The organism is Pseudomonas sp. TH21, from assembly GCF_016651025.1.
GTDB lineage: Bacteria > Pseudomonadota > Gammaproteobacteria > Pseudomonadales > Pseudomonadaceae > Aquipseudomonas > Aquipseudomonas aylmerensis.
On the sequence record NZ_JAEKEQ010000001.1, the window covers coordinates 2367093 to 2382853 of the forward strand.

Sequence of the window (15761 nt, forward strand, 5' to 3'; positions counted from 1 at the left end):
CATGACCTCTTCCTTGTGGGCGCCATTTACCGCCATGCGCCCGTTCAACCGCGCGCCGATGCTGTTTGATCGCGCCGCCGGCATGCATTACACCACCACTGATGGGCGCCAGGTGCTCGACGCCATGGCCGGGCTCTGGTGCGTCAACGCCGGTCACGGCCAGGCGCGGATTGTCGAGGCGATTCGCGAAGCGGCGGGGCGCCTGGACTTTGTGTCCTCGTTCAAGATGAGCCATCCCGCCGCACTGACCCTGGCCGATCGGCTGGTGGCCAGCGCCCCGGACGGCCTGGATAAAGTGTTCTTTACCAACTCCGGCTCGGAAGCGGTGGACACCGCGCTGAAGATCGCCCGTGCCTACCATCAGGCCCGCGGCGATTGCCGCCGCACCAAACTGATCGGCCGCGCCAAGGGTTACCACGGCATGGGCTTTGGCGGGCTGTCGGTGTCGGGCATTGGCCGGCAGAAACGCGACTTCGGGCCGCTGCTCGGCGACGTCGCGCACCTGCCGCTGCCCTATGATGCTGGCTCGCGTTTCAGCCTCGGTCAACCGGAGCAAGGCGTGCAGTATGCGGACGCCTTGCTGCACCTGCTGGAGATTCACGACCCGGCCACGGTGGCGGCGGTGATTGTCGAGCCGGTGACCGGTTCCGGCGGCGTGTATGCGCCGCCACTCGGCTACCTGCAGCGCCTGCGCGAGCTGTGTGATCGGCATGGCGTGCTGCTGATTTTCGACGAGGTGATCACCGGTTTCGGCCGTGTCGGTCACAGCTTCGCTGCCCAGGCGTTTGGCGTGACCCCGGACCTGATGACCCTGGCCAAGGGCCTCACCAACGGTGCGGTGCCGATGGGCGGCGTGCTGGTCAGTGGCGCCGTGTATGAGGCCTTCATGCAAGGCCCGGAACAGGCGATTGAATTGATGCACGGCTACACCTATTCCGCCCATCCGCTGGCGTGCGCCGCAGGTCTCGCGACCCTTGAAGTGCATCAAGAGTTGGGCATCAACGCCCATGTGCAGCAGATCGCCCCGCTGTGGCAAACCACTGCGCTGGGCCTGCGCGAACAGCCGCTGGTGCTTGATGTGCGTGCGATTGGCCTGCTGTGCGCCGTCGAACTCAAGCCCCGCGACGGGGCGCCAGGGGCACGTGCGGCCGAGGTGGCCCAGCGCTGTTTCGATGCAGGCGTGCTGGTGCGCGCGTCCGGAGAAAATATCGTGCTGTCGCCGCCGCTGATCCTCGACCAGGAACAACTTGCGCTGATCTTCCACACCCTGGCGCAGGCCCTTGAGGCGACGCGATGAACCACCGGGATTTCTATATCGACGGGCAGTGGGTCAAGCCCTTGGGCACCGAGACATTGGCAGTGATCGACCCGTCCACCGAGTGCGCGGTCGCGACCATCAGCCTGGGCACGCTTGGCGACCTCGACCGGGCAGTGGCTGCCGCGCGGCGCGCCTTTGATCACTACAGCCAGTGGACGCGGGAGCAGCGCCTGGCGTTGCTGGCGGCGATCATCGAGGGCTATCGCGAACACAGCGAGGCCCTGGCGCAGTGCGTGCACCAGGAGATGGGCGCGCCCTTGTCACTGGCGCGCAGTGCCCACGTGCCGGCCGGGCTGGGCCACTTGCAGCGGGCCTATGCGGTGCTCGAAGACTACGCGTTCGACCGCGCCCACGGCAGCACGCTGATCAGTCGCGAGCCGATCGGCGTGTGCGGCCTGATCACGCCCTGGAACTGGCCGCTCAACCAGCTCACCTGCAAGCTCGCCCCAGCCTTGGCGGCGGGCTGCACGATGGTGCTCAAGCCCAGTGAAAAGGCGCCGCTGTCGGCCATGCTGCTGGCCGATATCCTGCACCGCGCCGGGGTGCCCAAGGGCGTGTTCAACCTGGTCAACGGCGACGGGCCGACGGTCGGCGACGGCATGGCGCGGCATGCCGGTATCGACATGCTGTCCTTCACCGGCTCCACCGGCGCGGGCATCGCGGTGGCCAAGGCGGCGGCGGACACGGTCAAGCGCGTGTCGCAGGAACTGGGCGGCAAGTCGGCCAACCTGATCCTGGCCGATGCCGACCTTGAGGCGGCGGTGCGCCATGGCGTCAGCAGCTGTTTTCGCAACAGCGGGCAGTCGTGCAATGCGCCGACGCGAATGTTGGTGCCACGGGCGTTGCAGGCGAGGGCGGTGGCGATTGCACAGGCAGTCGCCGCGCAGGTCTGCTTCGACGACAGCCACCCGGCCACGGCCATGGGACCCTTGGCCAATCAGGCGCAGTTCGAGCGGGTGCAGGCGTTGCTCGCGGCCGTCGACAGCCCGCCCGTCTGCGGCGGCGTGGGACGCCCGCACGGGGTGAAGACGGGTTTCTACGCCAGGCCCACGATCTTCGCCGATGTCGATCCAGACACGCCGATTGCCCGCGAGGAAGTGTTCGGCCCGGTGCTGGTGATCATCCCCTACGACAGCGAAGACCAGGCGATTGCCATCGCCAATGACAGCCCTTACGGGCTCTCGGGCTATGTCACCGCCGGTAGCCTGGAACGTGCACGTGCCGTGGCCCGGCGCCTGCGCACCGGCATGGTCCATCTCAACGGCAGCAAGGCCGACAACGGCGCACCGTTCGGCGGCTACAAGCAGTCGGGCAATGGCCGCGAATGGGGCGTGTTCGGGCTGGAGGACTATCTGGAAGTGAAGTCGCTGTTCGGCTACCAGCCTAGCCCGGATTGAACAACGCCTGTTGCATCGCCTGCGGCGGCTGGCCGAAGGCGCGCAGGAAGGCCTGGCGCATGCGCTCGCGGTCGCCGAAGCCGGTTTCGCGGGCGACGACTTCCACCGGGTGGCGGCTGGTCTCCATCATTGCCCGCGCGGCTTCCACGCGCAGCGACTCGATGGCCTTGGCCGGCGTCTGCCCGGTTTCCTCGCGAAACACGCGGCTGAACTGGCGCGGGCTGAGCCGGGCGACCTCGGCCAGGGCTTCCACCGACAGGTCGTGGGTGAGGTTTTCGCGGGCGTAGGCCAGGGCCAGTTGCACACGGTCGGACTTGGGGTCCAGTTCCAGCAAGGCCGACAGCTGCGACTGCTCGCTGCCCCGGCGCTGGGCAATCACCAGCTTGCGTGCGATGCGCCGCGCAAGATCGCTGCCCAGGTCGTTCTCGACCATCGCCAGCGCGAGGTCGACCCCGGCACTCATGCCGGCGCCGGTCCAGATCTGGCCGTCGACCACGAACAGCTTGTCTTCTTCCAGGTGGATAGCCGGGTAACGCTTGCGAAAGGCCGGTGCGTGAATCCAGTGGGTGGTGGTGCGCTTGCCCTCCAGCAGGCCGGCTTCGGCCAGTACAAAGATGCCCATGCACAACGAGGCGATTCGCCGTGATTGCGCAGAGGCGGCCTTGACCAGTTCCAGCAGGCTCAGCTCCGGCAGGCGAAACTCCATGTAGCCGCTGACAATCAGCGTGTCATAGCCTTCGGCGCGCACCTGGGTAGTGTTCACCGAGAAACCCTGGGACGCCATCACCGCACCGCCATTCTCCGACACCAGGTGAAACTCATAAGCCGGTTCGCCGCGCAGCAGGTTCGCGCACTCGAACACCGACCCGACGCTGAGACTCAGGCATTCGAAGTTCGGGTAAACCATCAACGCAACGCTGTGCATCGCATCTCTCCAGAAGCGTGGGAGAGGCGATTGTCGGCGGCTGCCGGGAAAACGGCAACCGCCTTTGCGGCGTGTCCGGAATCCTTGCGGATATGACATTGTGAGCGCCTGGCCCCATCCCTAACATTCACCCAACGACGAGACGACTGGTCTAATCGGACGGGATGAAGACATGAGCAACGAAACCAGAAGTGCACGGCAGATCATTCTTGACAGTGCACGGCCGATTGTCGGCGCCAAGGGATTTTCTGCGGTCGGCCTGAACGAAATACTGCAAGCCGCCGAAGTGCCTAAAGGCTCGTTCTATCACTACTTCACGTCCAAGGACGCGTTTGGCGTGGTCCTGCTCGACACCTACTTCGACCAGTACGTGCAGGGCATGGAACAGCTGTTCAACCAGTCGGGTTTGTCCCAGCACGCCAAATTGATGCGCTACTGGCAGTGCTGGATCGACAACCAGACGGGCTGCACCGATGCCGGCAAATGCCTTGCCGTCAAACTCGGTGCGGAGGTGTCAGACCTATCAGAGCCCATGCGCCTGGCATTGCAGCGGGGCACCTCACGCACCATCGATTTACTCGCCGTAGCCATGCAGCGCGGCGTGCAGGACGGCTCGCTGTTGCTCGAACACAGCCCGCAGGTCCTGGCCCGGCAGCTGTACGCGTTATGGCTGGGCGCCAGCGTCATGAGCAAGATCACCCGCACACCCGCGCCTTTTGACGAGGCGTTGTTGCTGACCCGACAGCTGTTGGGTCGCCCTGAAAACCCTGACATTCACATCGATCGAGGCACTGGAAAATGAAAGTATTAATGGTACTGACCTCTCACGACCAGCTTGGCGACACCGGCCGCAAGACCGGCTTCTGGCTCGAAGAATTTGCTGCACCGTATTACGTGTTCAAGGACGCCGGTGCCGAACTGGTGCTGGCTTCCCCGGCCGGCGGCCAGCCGCCGCTCGACCCGGTGAGTGACCAGCCGGATGCGCAAACCGAGCAGACCCGCCGCTTCGCCGCCGACCCGGCTGCACAGCAGGCGCTGGCTACTACCGTCAAGCTGGACACGGTCAACGCGGACGACTTCGACACGGTGTTCTACCCAGGTGGGCACGGCCCGCTGTGGGACCTGGCGGAATCGCCGACCTCCATCGCGCTGATCAAGGCGTTCGAACGTGCCGGCAAGCCCATCGGCTTTGTCTGCCATGCACCGGGGGCCTTGCGTCACGTCAAGGCGGTGAATGGCGAGCCGCTGGTCAAGGGCCGTCGCGTCACCGGCTTCTCCAACTCGGAAGAAGCGGCAGTGGGCCTCACCGACGTGGTGCCGTTCCTGATCGAAGATGATTTCAAGAAACTCGGCGGCCACTATGAGAAGGGCGCTGATTGGGCTTCTTTTGTCCTCGAAGATGGTTTGTTGATCACCGGGCAGAACCCTGCCAGTTCCAGCGATGTGGCCAAGGCCCTGCTGAAACTCACCGCCTGAGCTAATTAACTGCAGTCACTCCTTGGCGACGCGCAAGCGTCGCCAACGCTTTTGTTCGTCCTGAATTTGGAAAATTTCGCATGACCCAGCCTGTTTTAAGTACGCCGGTCACCCTCGGCCACCACACATTGAACAACCGGGTGGTACTGCCGCCCCTGACCCGCCAGCGCAGTGCGCAACCTGGCGATATCGCCACCGCGCTAATGGCCGAGTACTACCGCCAGCGTGCCGGTGCCGGTTTCATGGTCAGCGAGGGCACGCAGATCGAGCCCCGTGGCCAGGGCTACGCGTGGACGCCAGGGATTTATTCGGCGGCGCAGATTGATGGCTGGCGCACGGTCACCGATGCCGTGCATGCCGACGGCGGGGTGATCTTTGCCCAGCTGTGGCACGTCGGCCGTGTGTCGCACAACGCGTTGCAGCCTGAGGGCGCGGCACCGGTCGCACCCTCGGCGATTGCCGCGCTGCAGGCCAAGGCCTTTATCGAAACCGGGCCTGGCGTCGGCGAGCTGAAGCAACCGCCGGTGCCGCGCGCCTTGACCACGCTTGAGGTCAAGGCATTGGTCGCGCAGTACGCCCAGGCTGCCCGCAATGCGTTGGACGCCGGCTTTGACGGGGTGGAAATCCACTCGGCGAACGGTTACCTGGTCAACCAGTTCATCTCGGCGCATGCCAACCAGCGTGATGATGAATACGGTGGCTCGCTGGATAACCGCCTGCGGTTCCTGCGCGAGATTGTTGAAGCGGTGTGCCAGGTGGTCGGCCCGGAACGCCTGGGCGTGCGGTTTTCGCCGTTGTTCAGCGGCACCGACCAGGACCGCGTGTACATCGGCCTGGTCGAGGAAGACCCGCATCACACCTATATCGAGGCGATCAAGGTGCTGGAGGCGTCCGGTATTGCTTACCTGTCCATCGCCGAAGCCGACTGGGACAACGCGCCCGACCTGCCCGACAGCTTCCGCCAGGCCGTGCGCGAGACGTTCAGCGGGCGGATCATCTACGCCGGGCGCTACACCGCCGAACGCGGCGCGCGCCTGGTCGAGACCGGGCTGGCGGACCTGATCGCATTCGGGCGGCCGTTCATTGCCAACCCGGACCTGCCGCAGCGGATCTTCAAGGGCTGGCCGTTGAATCCGCTGCGCGAAGAGGGGATGTACGGTGGGGGAGAAGCAGGTTATATCGACTACCCCACCTACCTCGGGTAATCACGCCGCCAATCCGGGAGGGGTTGCCCGCTGATTACTCCACCCGCAACACGATCTTGCCGATGTGGTCCCCACCTTCCATGCGCGCATGGGCCTGGGCCGCGTCGGTGTATTCGTAGACTTTGTCGATGATCGGCAGGCAGCGCCCGGCGGCCAGTACCGGCCACACGTGCTCGCGCAGCTGCGCGGCAATCGCGGCCTTTTCGTCCTTGGTTCGCGAGCGCAGCAGCGAGCCGGTGATGATCGCGCGCTTGGCCATGATGGTCAGCAGGTCGACGTCATTGCCCTTGCCGCCACCGAGGAAGCCCAGCATCACCAGGCGACCCTCCATGGCCAGGGCCTTGAGGTTATTGCTCAGGTACGAGCCGCCCATGATATCCAGCACCACGTTGACGCCCTTGTCGGCGGTTTTTTCGGCGATGACCTGGGCAAAATCCTGCTCGCGGTAATTGATCGGCTCGCCGCCCAGCTTGGCAATGGCGGCGCACTTGTCGGCACTGCCGGCCGTGGCAAACGCCTGGAGGCCAAACTCGCGGCAGAGCATCAGCGCGGTGGTGCCGATGCCGCTGGTGCCGCCGTGGATCAGCGCACGCTGGCCTTCGTGGGCGCCGCCCAGGCCGAACAGGTTGGCCCACACGGTGAAGAACGTTTCCGGCACGGCGGCGGCTTGAATCCAGTCCATGCCTTGCGGGATCGGCAGCGCCTGGGTGGCCGGCACGCTGCAAAACTGTGCATAGCCGCCGCCATTGGTCAGGGCGCAGACCTTGTCGCCCACGGCGTATTCGCTGACACCGTCACCCAGCGCCACCACTTCACCGGCGATTTCCAGGCCGGGGATCGGGCTCATGCCGGGTTTCATCGGGTACTTGCCGGCGCGTTGCAACGCATCCGGGCGATTGACGCCGGCGGCATGCACGCGGACCAGGATCTCGCCGGGGCCTGCGACCGGCACATCGGCGCGGCGCGGTTGCAGCACTTCAGGGCCGCCGGGGGCGGTGATTTCGATCAGGGTCATTTCTTTGGGAAGTGTCATTTGAGCCTACCTGCAGCGATGAACGTATGGGTTGGGACCGTGGCGAGGGGGCGGCGGTTCAGCACGATCGTGCCCGGCGACCGCGCGAGATTCGAGCGCGTAAAAAAAAGGCCGGGCAAGCCCGGCCGATAAAGGCAGACATTAACTCAGCGTTTCAAGAACGCCAACAGGTCTTCGTTCAACTGCTGGGCGTGGGTCACCGCGAACCCGTGGGGCGCGTCCTTGTACACCTTCAGTTCGGCGCCCTTGATCAACTCCGCCGCCACTTTGCCGGTGGTCTCGAACGGCACGATCTGGTCGCCATCGCCATGGATCACCAGGGTGGGTACGTCGATCTTGGCCATGTCCGGGCGGAAGTCGGTTTCGGCGAACGCGGTGACGCAATCCACCGTGGCCTTGAGCGAGGCCAGCAGGGCGATTTGCAGGGTCTGGGTCTGCACGCCTTGGGAGACGACCTGGCCCTTGTTGATGCCATAGAACGGTGCGTTGAAATCGCTGATGAACTGCGCGCGATCCTTCAGCAGCTCAGTCTTGAACCCTGCGAACACATCGAGCGGGACACCCTGCGGATAGTCGGGCTTCTGGCCGAACAGCGGGGTGACGGCGCCCAGCAGCACCAGGCCGGCCACCCGTGCACTGCCGTGGCGGGCGATGTAGCGGGCCACATCGCCGCCGCCCATGGAGAAGCCCACCAGGGTCACGTCCTCGAGGTCCAGGTGTTCGATCAACTGGGCGATGTCGTCGGCGAAGGTGTCGTAGTCGTTGCCGGTCCAGGGTTGGTCCGAGCGGCCAAAGCCACGGCGGTCAAAGGCGATGGTGCGATAACCGCGGCTGCTGAGGTACTCCATCTGGTATTCCCACATGTCGGCGTCCAGTGGCCAGCCGTGGCTGAACAACACCGGTTTACCGCTGCCCCAGTCCTTGAAATAGATCTGGGTACCGTCTTTTGCAACAAATGTGCTCATGCAAAAACTCCTGGTTGAGGGGGCTGAAAGACTCTAGCGCACTATTGCGTGAAACCGGACGAAGGGCTTGTACCGGTGTGCTCGGTTGAACGGTTCAGCGTCTATGCTGGTCCACTGACCTCTACCGTCAGATCACACAGGTGAACGAAATGGCCAAGACTTACAGCTACGCCGCCCAGAACGCCAAGGATGCCCTCAAGCCCTTCACCTTCGAGCGCCGCGCGCCGGGGGCCGAGGACGTCCAGATCGACATTCTGTATTGCGGCGTCTGCCACTCCGACCTGCACACCGCACGCAATGAGTGGAACAACACCCTGTATCCCTCGGTGCCCGGCCACGAAATCGTCGGCCGTGTGACAGCGGTGGGCGCCAACGTGAAAAAATTCAAGGTCGGCGACCTCGCCGGCGTCGGCTGCATGGTCGACAGCTGCCAGCACTGTGCGTCCTGCGCCGAGGGCGAGGAGCAATACTGCGAGAACGGGTTCACCGGCACCTACAACGGCCCGGTGTTCGGCGGTGAAAACACCTTTGGCGGTTATTCGGACAGCATCGTGGTCAAGGAGAAGTTCGTGCTGCGCATCTCCCACGATGATTCGAACCTGGCAGCGGTGGCGCCGCTGCTGTGCGCGGGCATCACCACCTACTCGCCGCTGCACCACTGGAAAGTCGGCCCCGGCAAGAAAGTCGGCGTGGTCGGCCTGGGTGGCCTGGGGCATATGGCGGTAAAGATCGCCCATGCGATGGGCGCACACGTCACACTGTTCACCACCTCACCCAACAAGCGCGAAGACGGCCTGCGCCTGGGGGCCGACCAGGTGGTGGTGTCGAAGAACGCGGATGAAATGGCCAAGGTCGCCAACAGCCTGGACTTCATCCTCAACACCGTCGCTGCACCGCATAACCTGGATGTGTTTCTCAACCTGCTCAAGCGTGACGGCACCATGACCCTGGTCGGCGCGCCCGACAGTCCGCACCCGTCGCCGGCGGTATTCGGCCTGATCTTCAAGCGCCGCAGCCTGGCTGGCTCGTTGATCGGCGGGATCCAGGAGACCCAGGACATGCTCGACTTCTGCGCCAAGCACGGGATTGTCTCGGACATCGAGATGATCGATATCCAGGGGATCAACGAGGCGTATGAGCGGATGCTCAAGGGCGATGTGAAGTATCGATTCGTGATCGATATGGACAGCCTGAAGAAAGCAAGCCACGCGGCCTGAGGCTCGTCCCTGCAGGAGCCGGCTTGCCGGCTCCTGCAGTTTTGTTCAGGCTGAGAGGTGTTCGTACAGGATTGTCGCACCCACCAGCATCAGCACCACGCCGCCGACGATCTCGGCACGTTTGCCCACCACGGTGCCCAGCACCCGGCCCAGCATCATGCCGATGGTCACCATGGTCATGGTCGCGAGGCCGATCGCGGCGGACGCCACCAGGATATTCACGTCGACAAACGCCAGGCCCACGCCCACCGCCAGCGCGTCGATACTGGTCGCAAATGCCGTGACCGCCAGGATCATGAACGAATGCTGGGTTGGTTTTTCGGCCTCCTCATCGTCGGCCTTGAGCCCGTTGTAGATCATGTGCAGGCCCAGCACCGCGAGCAGGGTGAAGGCGATCCAGTGGTCCCAGTTCTCCACCCAACGCGTCGCAGCATGGCCGATGGCCCAGCCGATCATCGGGGTGATGGCTTCGATCACGCCGAAGATCAGGCCGGCGCGCAGGGCTTGGGTCAGGCGTGGCTTGTGCAGGCTGGAGCCTTTGCCGATGGCCGCCGCGAAGGCGTCCGTGGACATGGCAAGGGCGAGAAGGATCAGGGAAATGGGGTTCACGGTCAGGCTTCCAGTCGGGCTATATGAGACAACGACACAACCACACGCCCGACTTTAGGCATGGATGTGTCGCTGGTCTCACCAACCGAAAAGACGGTGTTCGCACCACGGCAGGTTGCCGAATATGTTGATACGAACGCTTCCGACAGGATCAGAAGCAGGTTACTCCCCAACGAGGTGGGCGATCTTAGGCGAGCGTAGATGAAAAATTTGTCAAAAGGCCTTATTGCAGTTCACGGATGATCCGGCAGAACACCGGGTCATCCAGGTAAGCCACGTTCAGGCGCGTCCACGGTACTGTGTTCTTCGGTTGCGTGGAAAAGATCGCCCCCGGCGCGAGCATCACGCCCTGGGCCAGGCACAGGCGGGTGAGGGCGTTGGCATCCTCGACAGTCGGGAAGCGGGCCCACAGGTACAGGCTCTGCTCGGGCCGGCAGAACACCTCGGCGCCGAGTTCGTCGAGCAGTGCCAGGCCTCGGGCGGTGGCGTGGCGCAGGCGATCCTGCAGGCGCGAAAGGTGGCGCAGGAAGTGCCCTTCGCCGAGGATCACGTCGATGGTGCGCTCGCTGTACTCGGCGCCGCTGTTGTGCAGGATCATCTTGATGTCCGCCAGCTCCTCGACGCGCTGCTTGCTGCCAGCGATAAAGCCCACGCGCAGGGCTGCCGACACCGATTTGGAAAAGCTGCCGACGTACAAGGTGCGGGTGAGCTGGTCGAGGGCCGACAGCTTGATCGCCGAACTGGGCTTGAAGTCGGCCATCGCATCGTTTTCCACCAGCAGCAGGTCGTAGGTCTCGGCGATGCGCAGCAACTGGTGCGCCTTGGCCGGGGACAGGTCCGAGCCGGTGGGGTTGTGGCCGATCGACTGCAGGAAAAACAGGCGCGGGCGATGGGCCTTGATCAACTGCTCCAGCGCCTGCAGGTTCGGCCCGTCGGGTTCGCGCGGCACGCCGAACATGCGCGCGCCCTGCAACTGCAGTTTGCCGAACAGCGGGTAGTAGCCGGGATCTTCGACCAGCACCGGGTCGCCGGGGTTGAGGTAGCGCCGGATGATCAAGTCCATCGCATGGTTGGCACCCAAGGTGGTCACCAGTTGGCGCGGCGACACCGGCAGCGCGTAGTCCGCCAGCTTTTGCACCAGGCGTGCGCGCAGCCCGGCGTTGCCCAGGCGTGTGCCGTAGCGAAACAGCGTGGTCACCCCGGCGCGCACCACCTGGCGGTGGAACTTGTCCAGGCGCATGTCCATCAGCCATTCCACCGGCGGGAAGCCTTCGCCCAGGTGCGAGTGGCCCGGGTCGCGCACAAATTGCTGGCGCATCATCCAGATGGTGTCGAGGGCGCGGTTGTAGGGTTGGCTCTCTTCGTCTTCGCTGGTGTGGGCCACGCGCTTGATCACGAAAAAGCCCTGGCCATGGCGCGCCTCCACCAGTCCGTCGGCGGCCAGGTGCTCGTAGGCGGTGATCACGGTGTTCTTGGAATGCCCATGCAGGCGCATGTATTCGCGCAGCGATGGCAGCTTCTCGCCGGCCTTGAGGGCGCCGTCGGTGATTTGCTGGGCGATGGCGCTGGCCACCTGTTGCGCGAGGGTCGGGCGCGACATGCTGCAATTCCTTGTGGGTTCTTGTTATGGGTACAGTGGCTGAACTGTCCGGCAAAACTGTACCTTCTTTCAAGGCTACAGATGGGGCAATTTGGCGGCATCCAATAACAAATGACTCCTTGAGGAGCCCCTTAATGCCCATCGATTCCCGCTTGCCCAACTTCCGCAGCCTGTCCCCGCGCCAGCGTCTTGAACACCTGCAACCCTTGCTCGGCTTGAGCAATGACGATGTGGCGCTGCTGCGTGACGCCGGTGCGCTGCCCCTGGAAATTGCCGATGGCATGATCGAAAACGTCATCGGCAAATTCGAATTGCCGTATGCCGTGGCCAGCAACTTCCGCATCAATGGTCGTGACGTGGTGATCCCGCTGGTGGTGGAAGAGCCGTCGGTGGTGGCTGCCGCTTCGTTCATGGCCAAGCTGACGCGCCCGGCCGGCGGTTTCCAGACTTCCAGCAGCGCGCCACTGATGCGCGCGCAGGTGCAGATCATCGGCATCAGCGACCCGTTCAATGCGCGGCTGAGCCTGCTGCGCAACAAAGATGAAATCATCGCCCTGGCCAACAGCAAGGACCAGTTGCTCAACACCCTGGGCGGCGGCTGCCGCGATATCGAGGTGCACACCTTCGCCGACAGCCCGCGCGGGCCGATGCTGGTGGCGCACCTGATCGTCGACGTGCGCGACGCCATGGGCGCCAACACGGTCAACACCATGGCCGAGGCCGTGGCGCCGCTGATGGAGCGTCTTACCGGCGGCAAGGTGCGCCTGCGCATCCTGTCGAACCTGGCCGATTTGCGTTTGTGCCGTGCCCAGTTGCGCATTGCCCCGCAGCACCTGGCCACCGCCGAGTACAGCGGTGAAGAGGTGATCGAAGGGGTGATCGACGCCTACACCTTCGCCGCCATCGACCCGTACCGCGCCGCCACCCATAACAAAGGCATCATGAACGGCATCGACCCGCTGGTGGTCGCCACCGGCAATGACTGGCGCGCGGTAGAGGCGGGGGCGCACGCGTATGCCTGCCGCAGCGGGCACTATGGGTCGCTGACCACGTGGGAGAAAGATCGCGAGGGCCACCTGGTCGGCACCCTGGAGATGCCCATGCCGCTCGGCCTGGTCGGCGGCGCCACCAAGACCCATCCACTGGCGCAGTTGTCCCTGCGCATCCTTGGGGTGAAAAGCGCCCAGGAACTCGGTGAAATCGCCGTGGCGGTCGGCCTGGCGCAGAACCTCGGCGCGTTGCGCGCGCTGGCCACCGAAGGCATCCAGCGCGGGCACATGGCATTGCATGCGCGCAATGTGGCGCTGTCCGCTGGTGCCCGTGGGGACGAAGTGCAGTGGCTGGTCGAGCGCATGGTCGCCACCCATGACGTGCGCGCCGACAGTGCCCGGGCGCTGTTGCTCGACAAGCGCGGGCAGTGAGCATGAACAGCGTTCGGCTGGTGGAAGTGGGCGCGCGCGACGGCTTGCAGAATGAAGCGCGCAGCCTGTCGGTGGAGACCCGCATCGCGCTGGTGGAACGCCTCGCCGATGCTGGCTTGCGCACCATTGAGGCGGGGGCCTTCGTGTCGCCGCGCTGGGTGCCGCAGATGGCCGATTCCGCTGCCGTGCTGCGTGGCCTGGGCGAGCGCCATGGCGTGACCTACACCGCGCTGGTACCCAACCTGCAAGGCCTGGACATGGCCCTGGCCGCCGGTTGCCGTGAGGTGGCGGTATTTGCGGCGGCGTCCGAAGCGTTTTCGCAGAAGAACATCAACTGTTCGATTGCCCAGAGCCTGGAGCGCTTCGAACCGGTGTTGGCCAAGGCCCTGGAAGCCGGCGTGGCGGTGCGTGGCTACGTATCCTGTGTGCTCGGCTGCCCGTTCAACGGCGCAGTGCCGGTGCCGCAGGTGGTCGCGGTGACCCAGGCGCTGTACGCCATGGGCTGCTACGAAGTCAGCCTCGGCGACACTATCGGCACCGGCACGCCGGGCGCGACCACGCGGTTGATCCAGGCCTGTGCCGACGCAGTGCCGCTGAGTGCCCTGGCCGGGCATTTCCATGACACCTACGGCATGGCCGTGGCCAATGTGCAGGCGGCGTGGCAGGCCGGGGTGCGGGTGTTCGACAGCTCGGTCTCGGGGCTGGGCGGCTGCCCTTATTCTCCGGGGGCCACCGGCAACGTCGCGACCGAGGAACTGGTGTATCTATTTGAGGGGCAGGGCATCGCCACCGGCGTCGACCTTGCAAAACTGCTGGAGGTAGCCGTCTTTATTGATAAGCGGCTGCAACGCACCGGCGAATCGCGGGTGGCCAAGGCGCTGCGTGCACGTCCCCAATAACAATAAGTGGAGAACCCATGAACCCTCTTACCGACACCCTGGCCGGCTTCGGCCCGCTCAAGGGCGTGACTATCCTCGATCTCACCCGTGTAGTGGCGGGGCCGTACTGCGCCATGCTGCTGGCGGACATGGGCGCCACGGTGATCAAGATCGAGCACCCCACCGACCCCGACCTGACCCGTGAATTCCCGCCCATGAGCCGCAGCAGCCACGCGCCAGTCAGCGGTTTCTTCGCCCAGTTCAACCGCAACAAACAGGCGGTGTGCCTGGACCTCAAGCACGCCGACGGCAAGGCGACTTTCCTCGACATGGTGCGCAAGGCCGATATCGTCATCGAGAACTTCCGCCCCGGTACCATGGACAAGCTGGGCCTGGGCTACAAGGTGCTCAAGGCGGTCAACCCGGCGCTGGTGTTCACCGCCATCAGCGGCTTCGGCCAGCATGGGCCGAACTCGTCGCGCCCGGCGTTCGACAGCAGCGCCCAGGCCGCCGGCGGGCTGTGGTCGATGAATGGCACCGTGGAAGAGCCGATGCGCGTCGGCACCGTGCTGGGGGATCTGTCCGCTGCCCTGTATGCCGCGATTGGCACCCTGGGTGCCTTGCGTGAGGCCGAGCGCAGCGGCCAGGGGCAACTGGTGGACGTATCCCAGCAGGACTCGATTATCTCGCTGACCGAAAACGCCCTGGTCACCTACACCGAGACCGGCGCAGTGGTCGGCCCGACCGGCAACGGCCATCCGTTCGTCAAACCCTACGGGCGCTATGCGTGCAAGGACGGCTTTGTGTTTTTCGGCGCCTACACGGACAAGTTCTGGCGCGAGGCCTGCCATGCCTTCGGTGATGCGGCGTTGGCCAGCGATCCGGAAATCGACACCATGGCCAAGCGTTTCGAGCAGGCCACTTACCTGCGGCGGGTCAAGCCCATCGTCGAAGGCTGGTGCGCGGCGCACACCAAGGCCGAGCTGGAAGCCCTGACCGGCGACCGCTTCCCGCTGTCGCCGATCAAGAGCATGGATGAAGTGGTCGCCGATCCGCATGTGCGCGAGCGTGACATGGTGGTCAGCGTCGAATGCCAGGGCGCGCATTTCGAGGTGTTCGGCAACCCGGTGAAGCTCTCCGGCGGCACCTTGGAGAAGGGCGCCAGCGCGCCGGGTGTCGGCCAGCATAACCAGCAGGTCTACCGCGATTGGCTGGGCCTGGACGCAGCGCAGTACGAGGACCTGGTCCGGCGAGGTGTGATTTGAGCCTGCTTACCGCCGAAATCACAGGCTGCATCGGCCAGGCATTGGCACCGGTGCGTTTTCAAGTCAACCGCCAGGATATCCGTAAATACGCGGTCGCCACCGGGCAGCGCCAGGCGCGGTTCCTCGCCGGTGATGAAGCGCCGCTGATGTTTTTGTTCAGCGTGCTGATGCCGGTGCTGCCCCTCGACCACCTGCGTGAAGACGGCCATTGCCCGGACAGCCCGTTGCTGCCCGAGCTGCCGCTCAAGCGCATCCTCGCCGGCGGCAGCCGCTATGAAGTGCATCGGCGCATTTACCCCGGCGATGTGCTGGTGTGCCGCCAGACCCTGGTGGACATCCACGAAAAACAGGGCGCCGAAGGGCCGCTGATTTTCCTGGTGTTCGAAAACCGTTTCGAGAACGAGGCGGGCGAGCCGCTGGTGACCGAATACCTGACCCGGATAGCGAGATAA

Annotated in this window: 15 protein-coding genes; 10 read left to right on the top strand and 5 right to left on the bottom strand. The window is 64.6% G+C overall.

Annotated features, from left to right (window positions below; genetic code table 11):
- The first annotated feature begins 1 nt into the window (after position 1).
- Both JFU04_RS10675 and JFU04_RS10680 read left to right on the top strand, forming a co-directional pair.
- Positions 2-1297 (top strand): aminotransferase class III-fold pyridoxal phosphate-dependent enzyme, encoded by a 1296-nt coding sequence (locus JFU04_RS10675; RefSeq protein ID WP_201144032.1) that lies wholly within the window; start codon positions 2-4, stop codon positions 1295-1297.
- A complete protein-coding gene (locus JFU04_RS10680; protein WP_201144033.1) occupies positions 1294-2715 on the top strand; it encodes an aldehyde dehydrogenase family protein in 1422 nt (473 codons plus the stop codon). The genes JFU04_RS10675 and JFU04_RS10680 overlap by 4 nt, the downstream gene beginning before the upstream one ends.
- Here the strand turns inward: JFU04_RS10680 and JFU04_RS10685 are convergent.
- Positions 2702-3640, bottom strand: a complete 939-nt coding sequence (locus JFU04_RS10685) for a GlxA family transcriptional regulator (protein WP_065905870.1) — start codon at positions 3638-3640, stop codon at positions 2702-2704. The two genes, JFU04_RS10680 and JFU04_RS10685, sit on opposite strands and share 14 nt — an antisense overlap.
- A gap of 172 nt (positions 3641-3812) precedes the next feature.
- Here JFU04_RS10685 and JFU04_RS10690 point away from each other — a divergent pair, with 172 nt between their 5' ends.
- From JFU04_RS10690 to JFU04_RS10700, 3 genes are all read left to right on the top strand, one after another.
- Entirely contained in the window at positions 3813-4442 is a 630-nt protein-coding gene (locus JFU04_RS10690) for a TetR/AcrR family transcriptional regulator (protein ID WP_201144034.1), read from the top strand.
- Positions 4439-5116, top strand: coding sequence for a type 1 glutamine amidotransferase domain-containing protein (locus JFU04_RS10695; protein ID WP_201144035.1), 678 nt, complete (start codon positions 4439-4441; stop codon positions 5114-5116). Before JFU04_RS10690 ends, JFU04_RS10695 begins: the two co-directional genes overlap by 4 nt.
- Before the next feature lie 80 nt (positions 5117-5196).
- Positions 5197-6321 carry an alkene reductase gene (locus tag JFU04_RS10700; RefSeq protein ID WP_201144036.1) on the top strand — a complete coding sequence of 375 codons (1125 nt, stop codon included), beginning with the start codon at positions 5197-5199 and terminating at the stop codon, positions 6319-6321.
- Positions 6322-6355: 34 nt separating this feature from the next.
- Here the strand turns inward: JFU04_RS10700 and JFU04_RS10705 are convergent, their stop codons facing one another.
- Both JFU04_RS10705 and JFU04_RS10710 read right to left on the bottom strand, forming a co-directional pair.
- Positions 6356-7354 (bottom strand): NAD(P)H-quinone oxidoreductase, encoded by a 999-nt coding sequence (locus JFU04_RS10705; RefSeq protein ID WP_201144037.1) that lies wholly within the window; start codon positions 7352-7354, stop codon positions 6356-6358.
- A 146-nt stretch (positions 7355-7500) separates the two neighbouring features.
- Positions 7501-8319 carry an alpha/beta fold hydrolase gene (locus tag JFU04_RS10710; protein ID WP_201144038.1) on the bottom strand — a complete coding sequence of 273 codons (819 nt, stop codon included), beginning with the start codon at positions 8317-8319 and terminating at the stop codon, positions 7501-7503.
- Positions 8320-8468: 149 nt separating this feature from the next.
- Between JFU04_RS10710 and JFU04_RS10715 the strand changes: the two genes are divergently transcribed.
- Positions 8469-9536: an NAD(P)-dependent alcohol dehydrogenase gene (locus JFU04_RS10715; RefSeq protein WP_065905886.1), complete on the top strand. Its 1068-nt coding sequence runs from the start codon at positions 8469-8471 to the stop codon at positions 9534-9536.
- Positions 9537-9581: 45 nt separating this feature from the next.
- Here JFU04_RS10715 and mntP read toward each other — a convergent pair whose 3' ends face one another.
- On the bottom strand, positions 9582-10145 hold the full coding sequence (gene mntP, locus JFU04_RS10720) for a manganese efflux pump MntP (RefSeq protein ID WP_065905888.1): 564 nt from the start codon (positions 10143-10145) through the stop codon (positions 9582-9584).
- Positions 10146-10368: 223 nt separating this feature from the next.
- A complete protein-coding gene (locus JFU04_RS10725; protein ID WP_201144039.1) occupies positions 10369-11745 on the bottom strand; it encodes an aminotransferase-like domain-containing protein in 1377 nt (458 codons plus the stop codon).
- Between the two features lie 134 nt (positions 11746-11879).
- Here JFU04_RS10725 and JFU04_RS10730 point away from each other — a divergent pair, with 134 nt between their 5' ends.
- From JFU04_RS10730 to JFU04_RS10745, 4 genes are read left to right on the top strand one after another with little or no spacing between them, the layout of a single operon-like run.
- Positions 11880-13166 (top strand): hydroxymethylglutaryl-CoA reductase, degradative, encoded by a 1287-nt coding sequence (locus JFU04_RS10730; protein WP_065905891.1) that lies wholly within the window; start codon positions 11880-11882, stop codon positions 13164-13166.
- Between the two features lie 2 nt (positions 13167-13168).
- The gene (locus JFU04_RS10735) at positions 13169-14065 is read left to right on the top strand and encodes a hydroxymethylglutaryl-CoA lyase (RefSeq protein WP_201144040.1); all 897 of its coding nucleotides are present in this window, start codon (positions 13169-13171) and stop codon (positions 14063-14065) included.
- Positions 14066-14082: 17 nt separating this feature from the next.
- On the top strand, positions 14083-15309 hold the full coding sequence (locus JFU04_RS10740; RefSeq protein WP_201144041.1) for a CaiB/BaiF CoA transferase family protein: 1227 nt from the start codon (positions 14083-14085) through the stop codon (positions 15307-15309).
- Positions 15306-15761: an FAS1-like dehydratase domain-containing protein gene (locus tag JFU04_RS10745; protein WP_106804375.1), complete on the top strand. Its 456-nt coding sequence runs from the start codon at positions 15306-15308 to the stop codon at positions 15759-15761. Before JFU04_RS10740 ends, JFU04_RS10745 begins: the two co-directional genes overlap by 4 nt.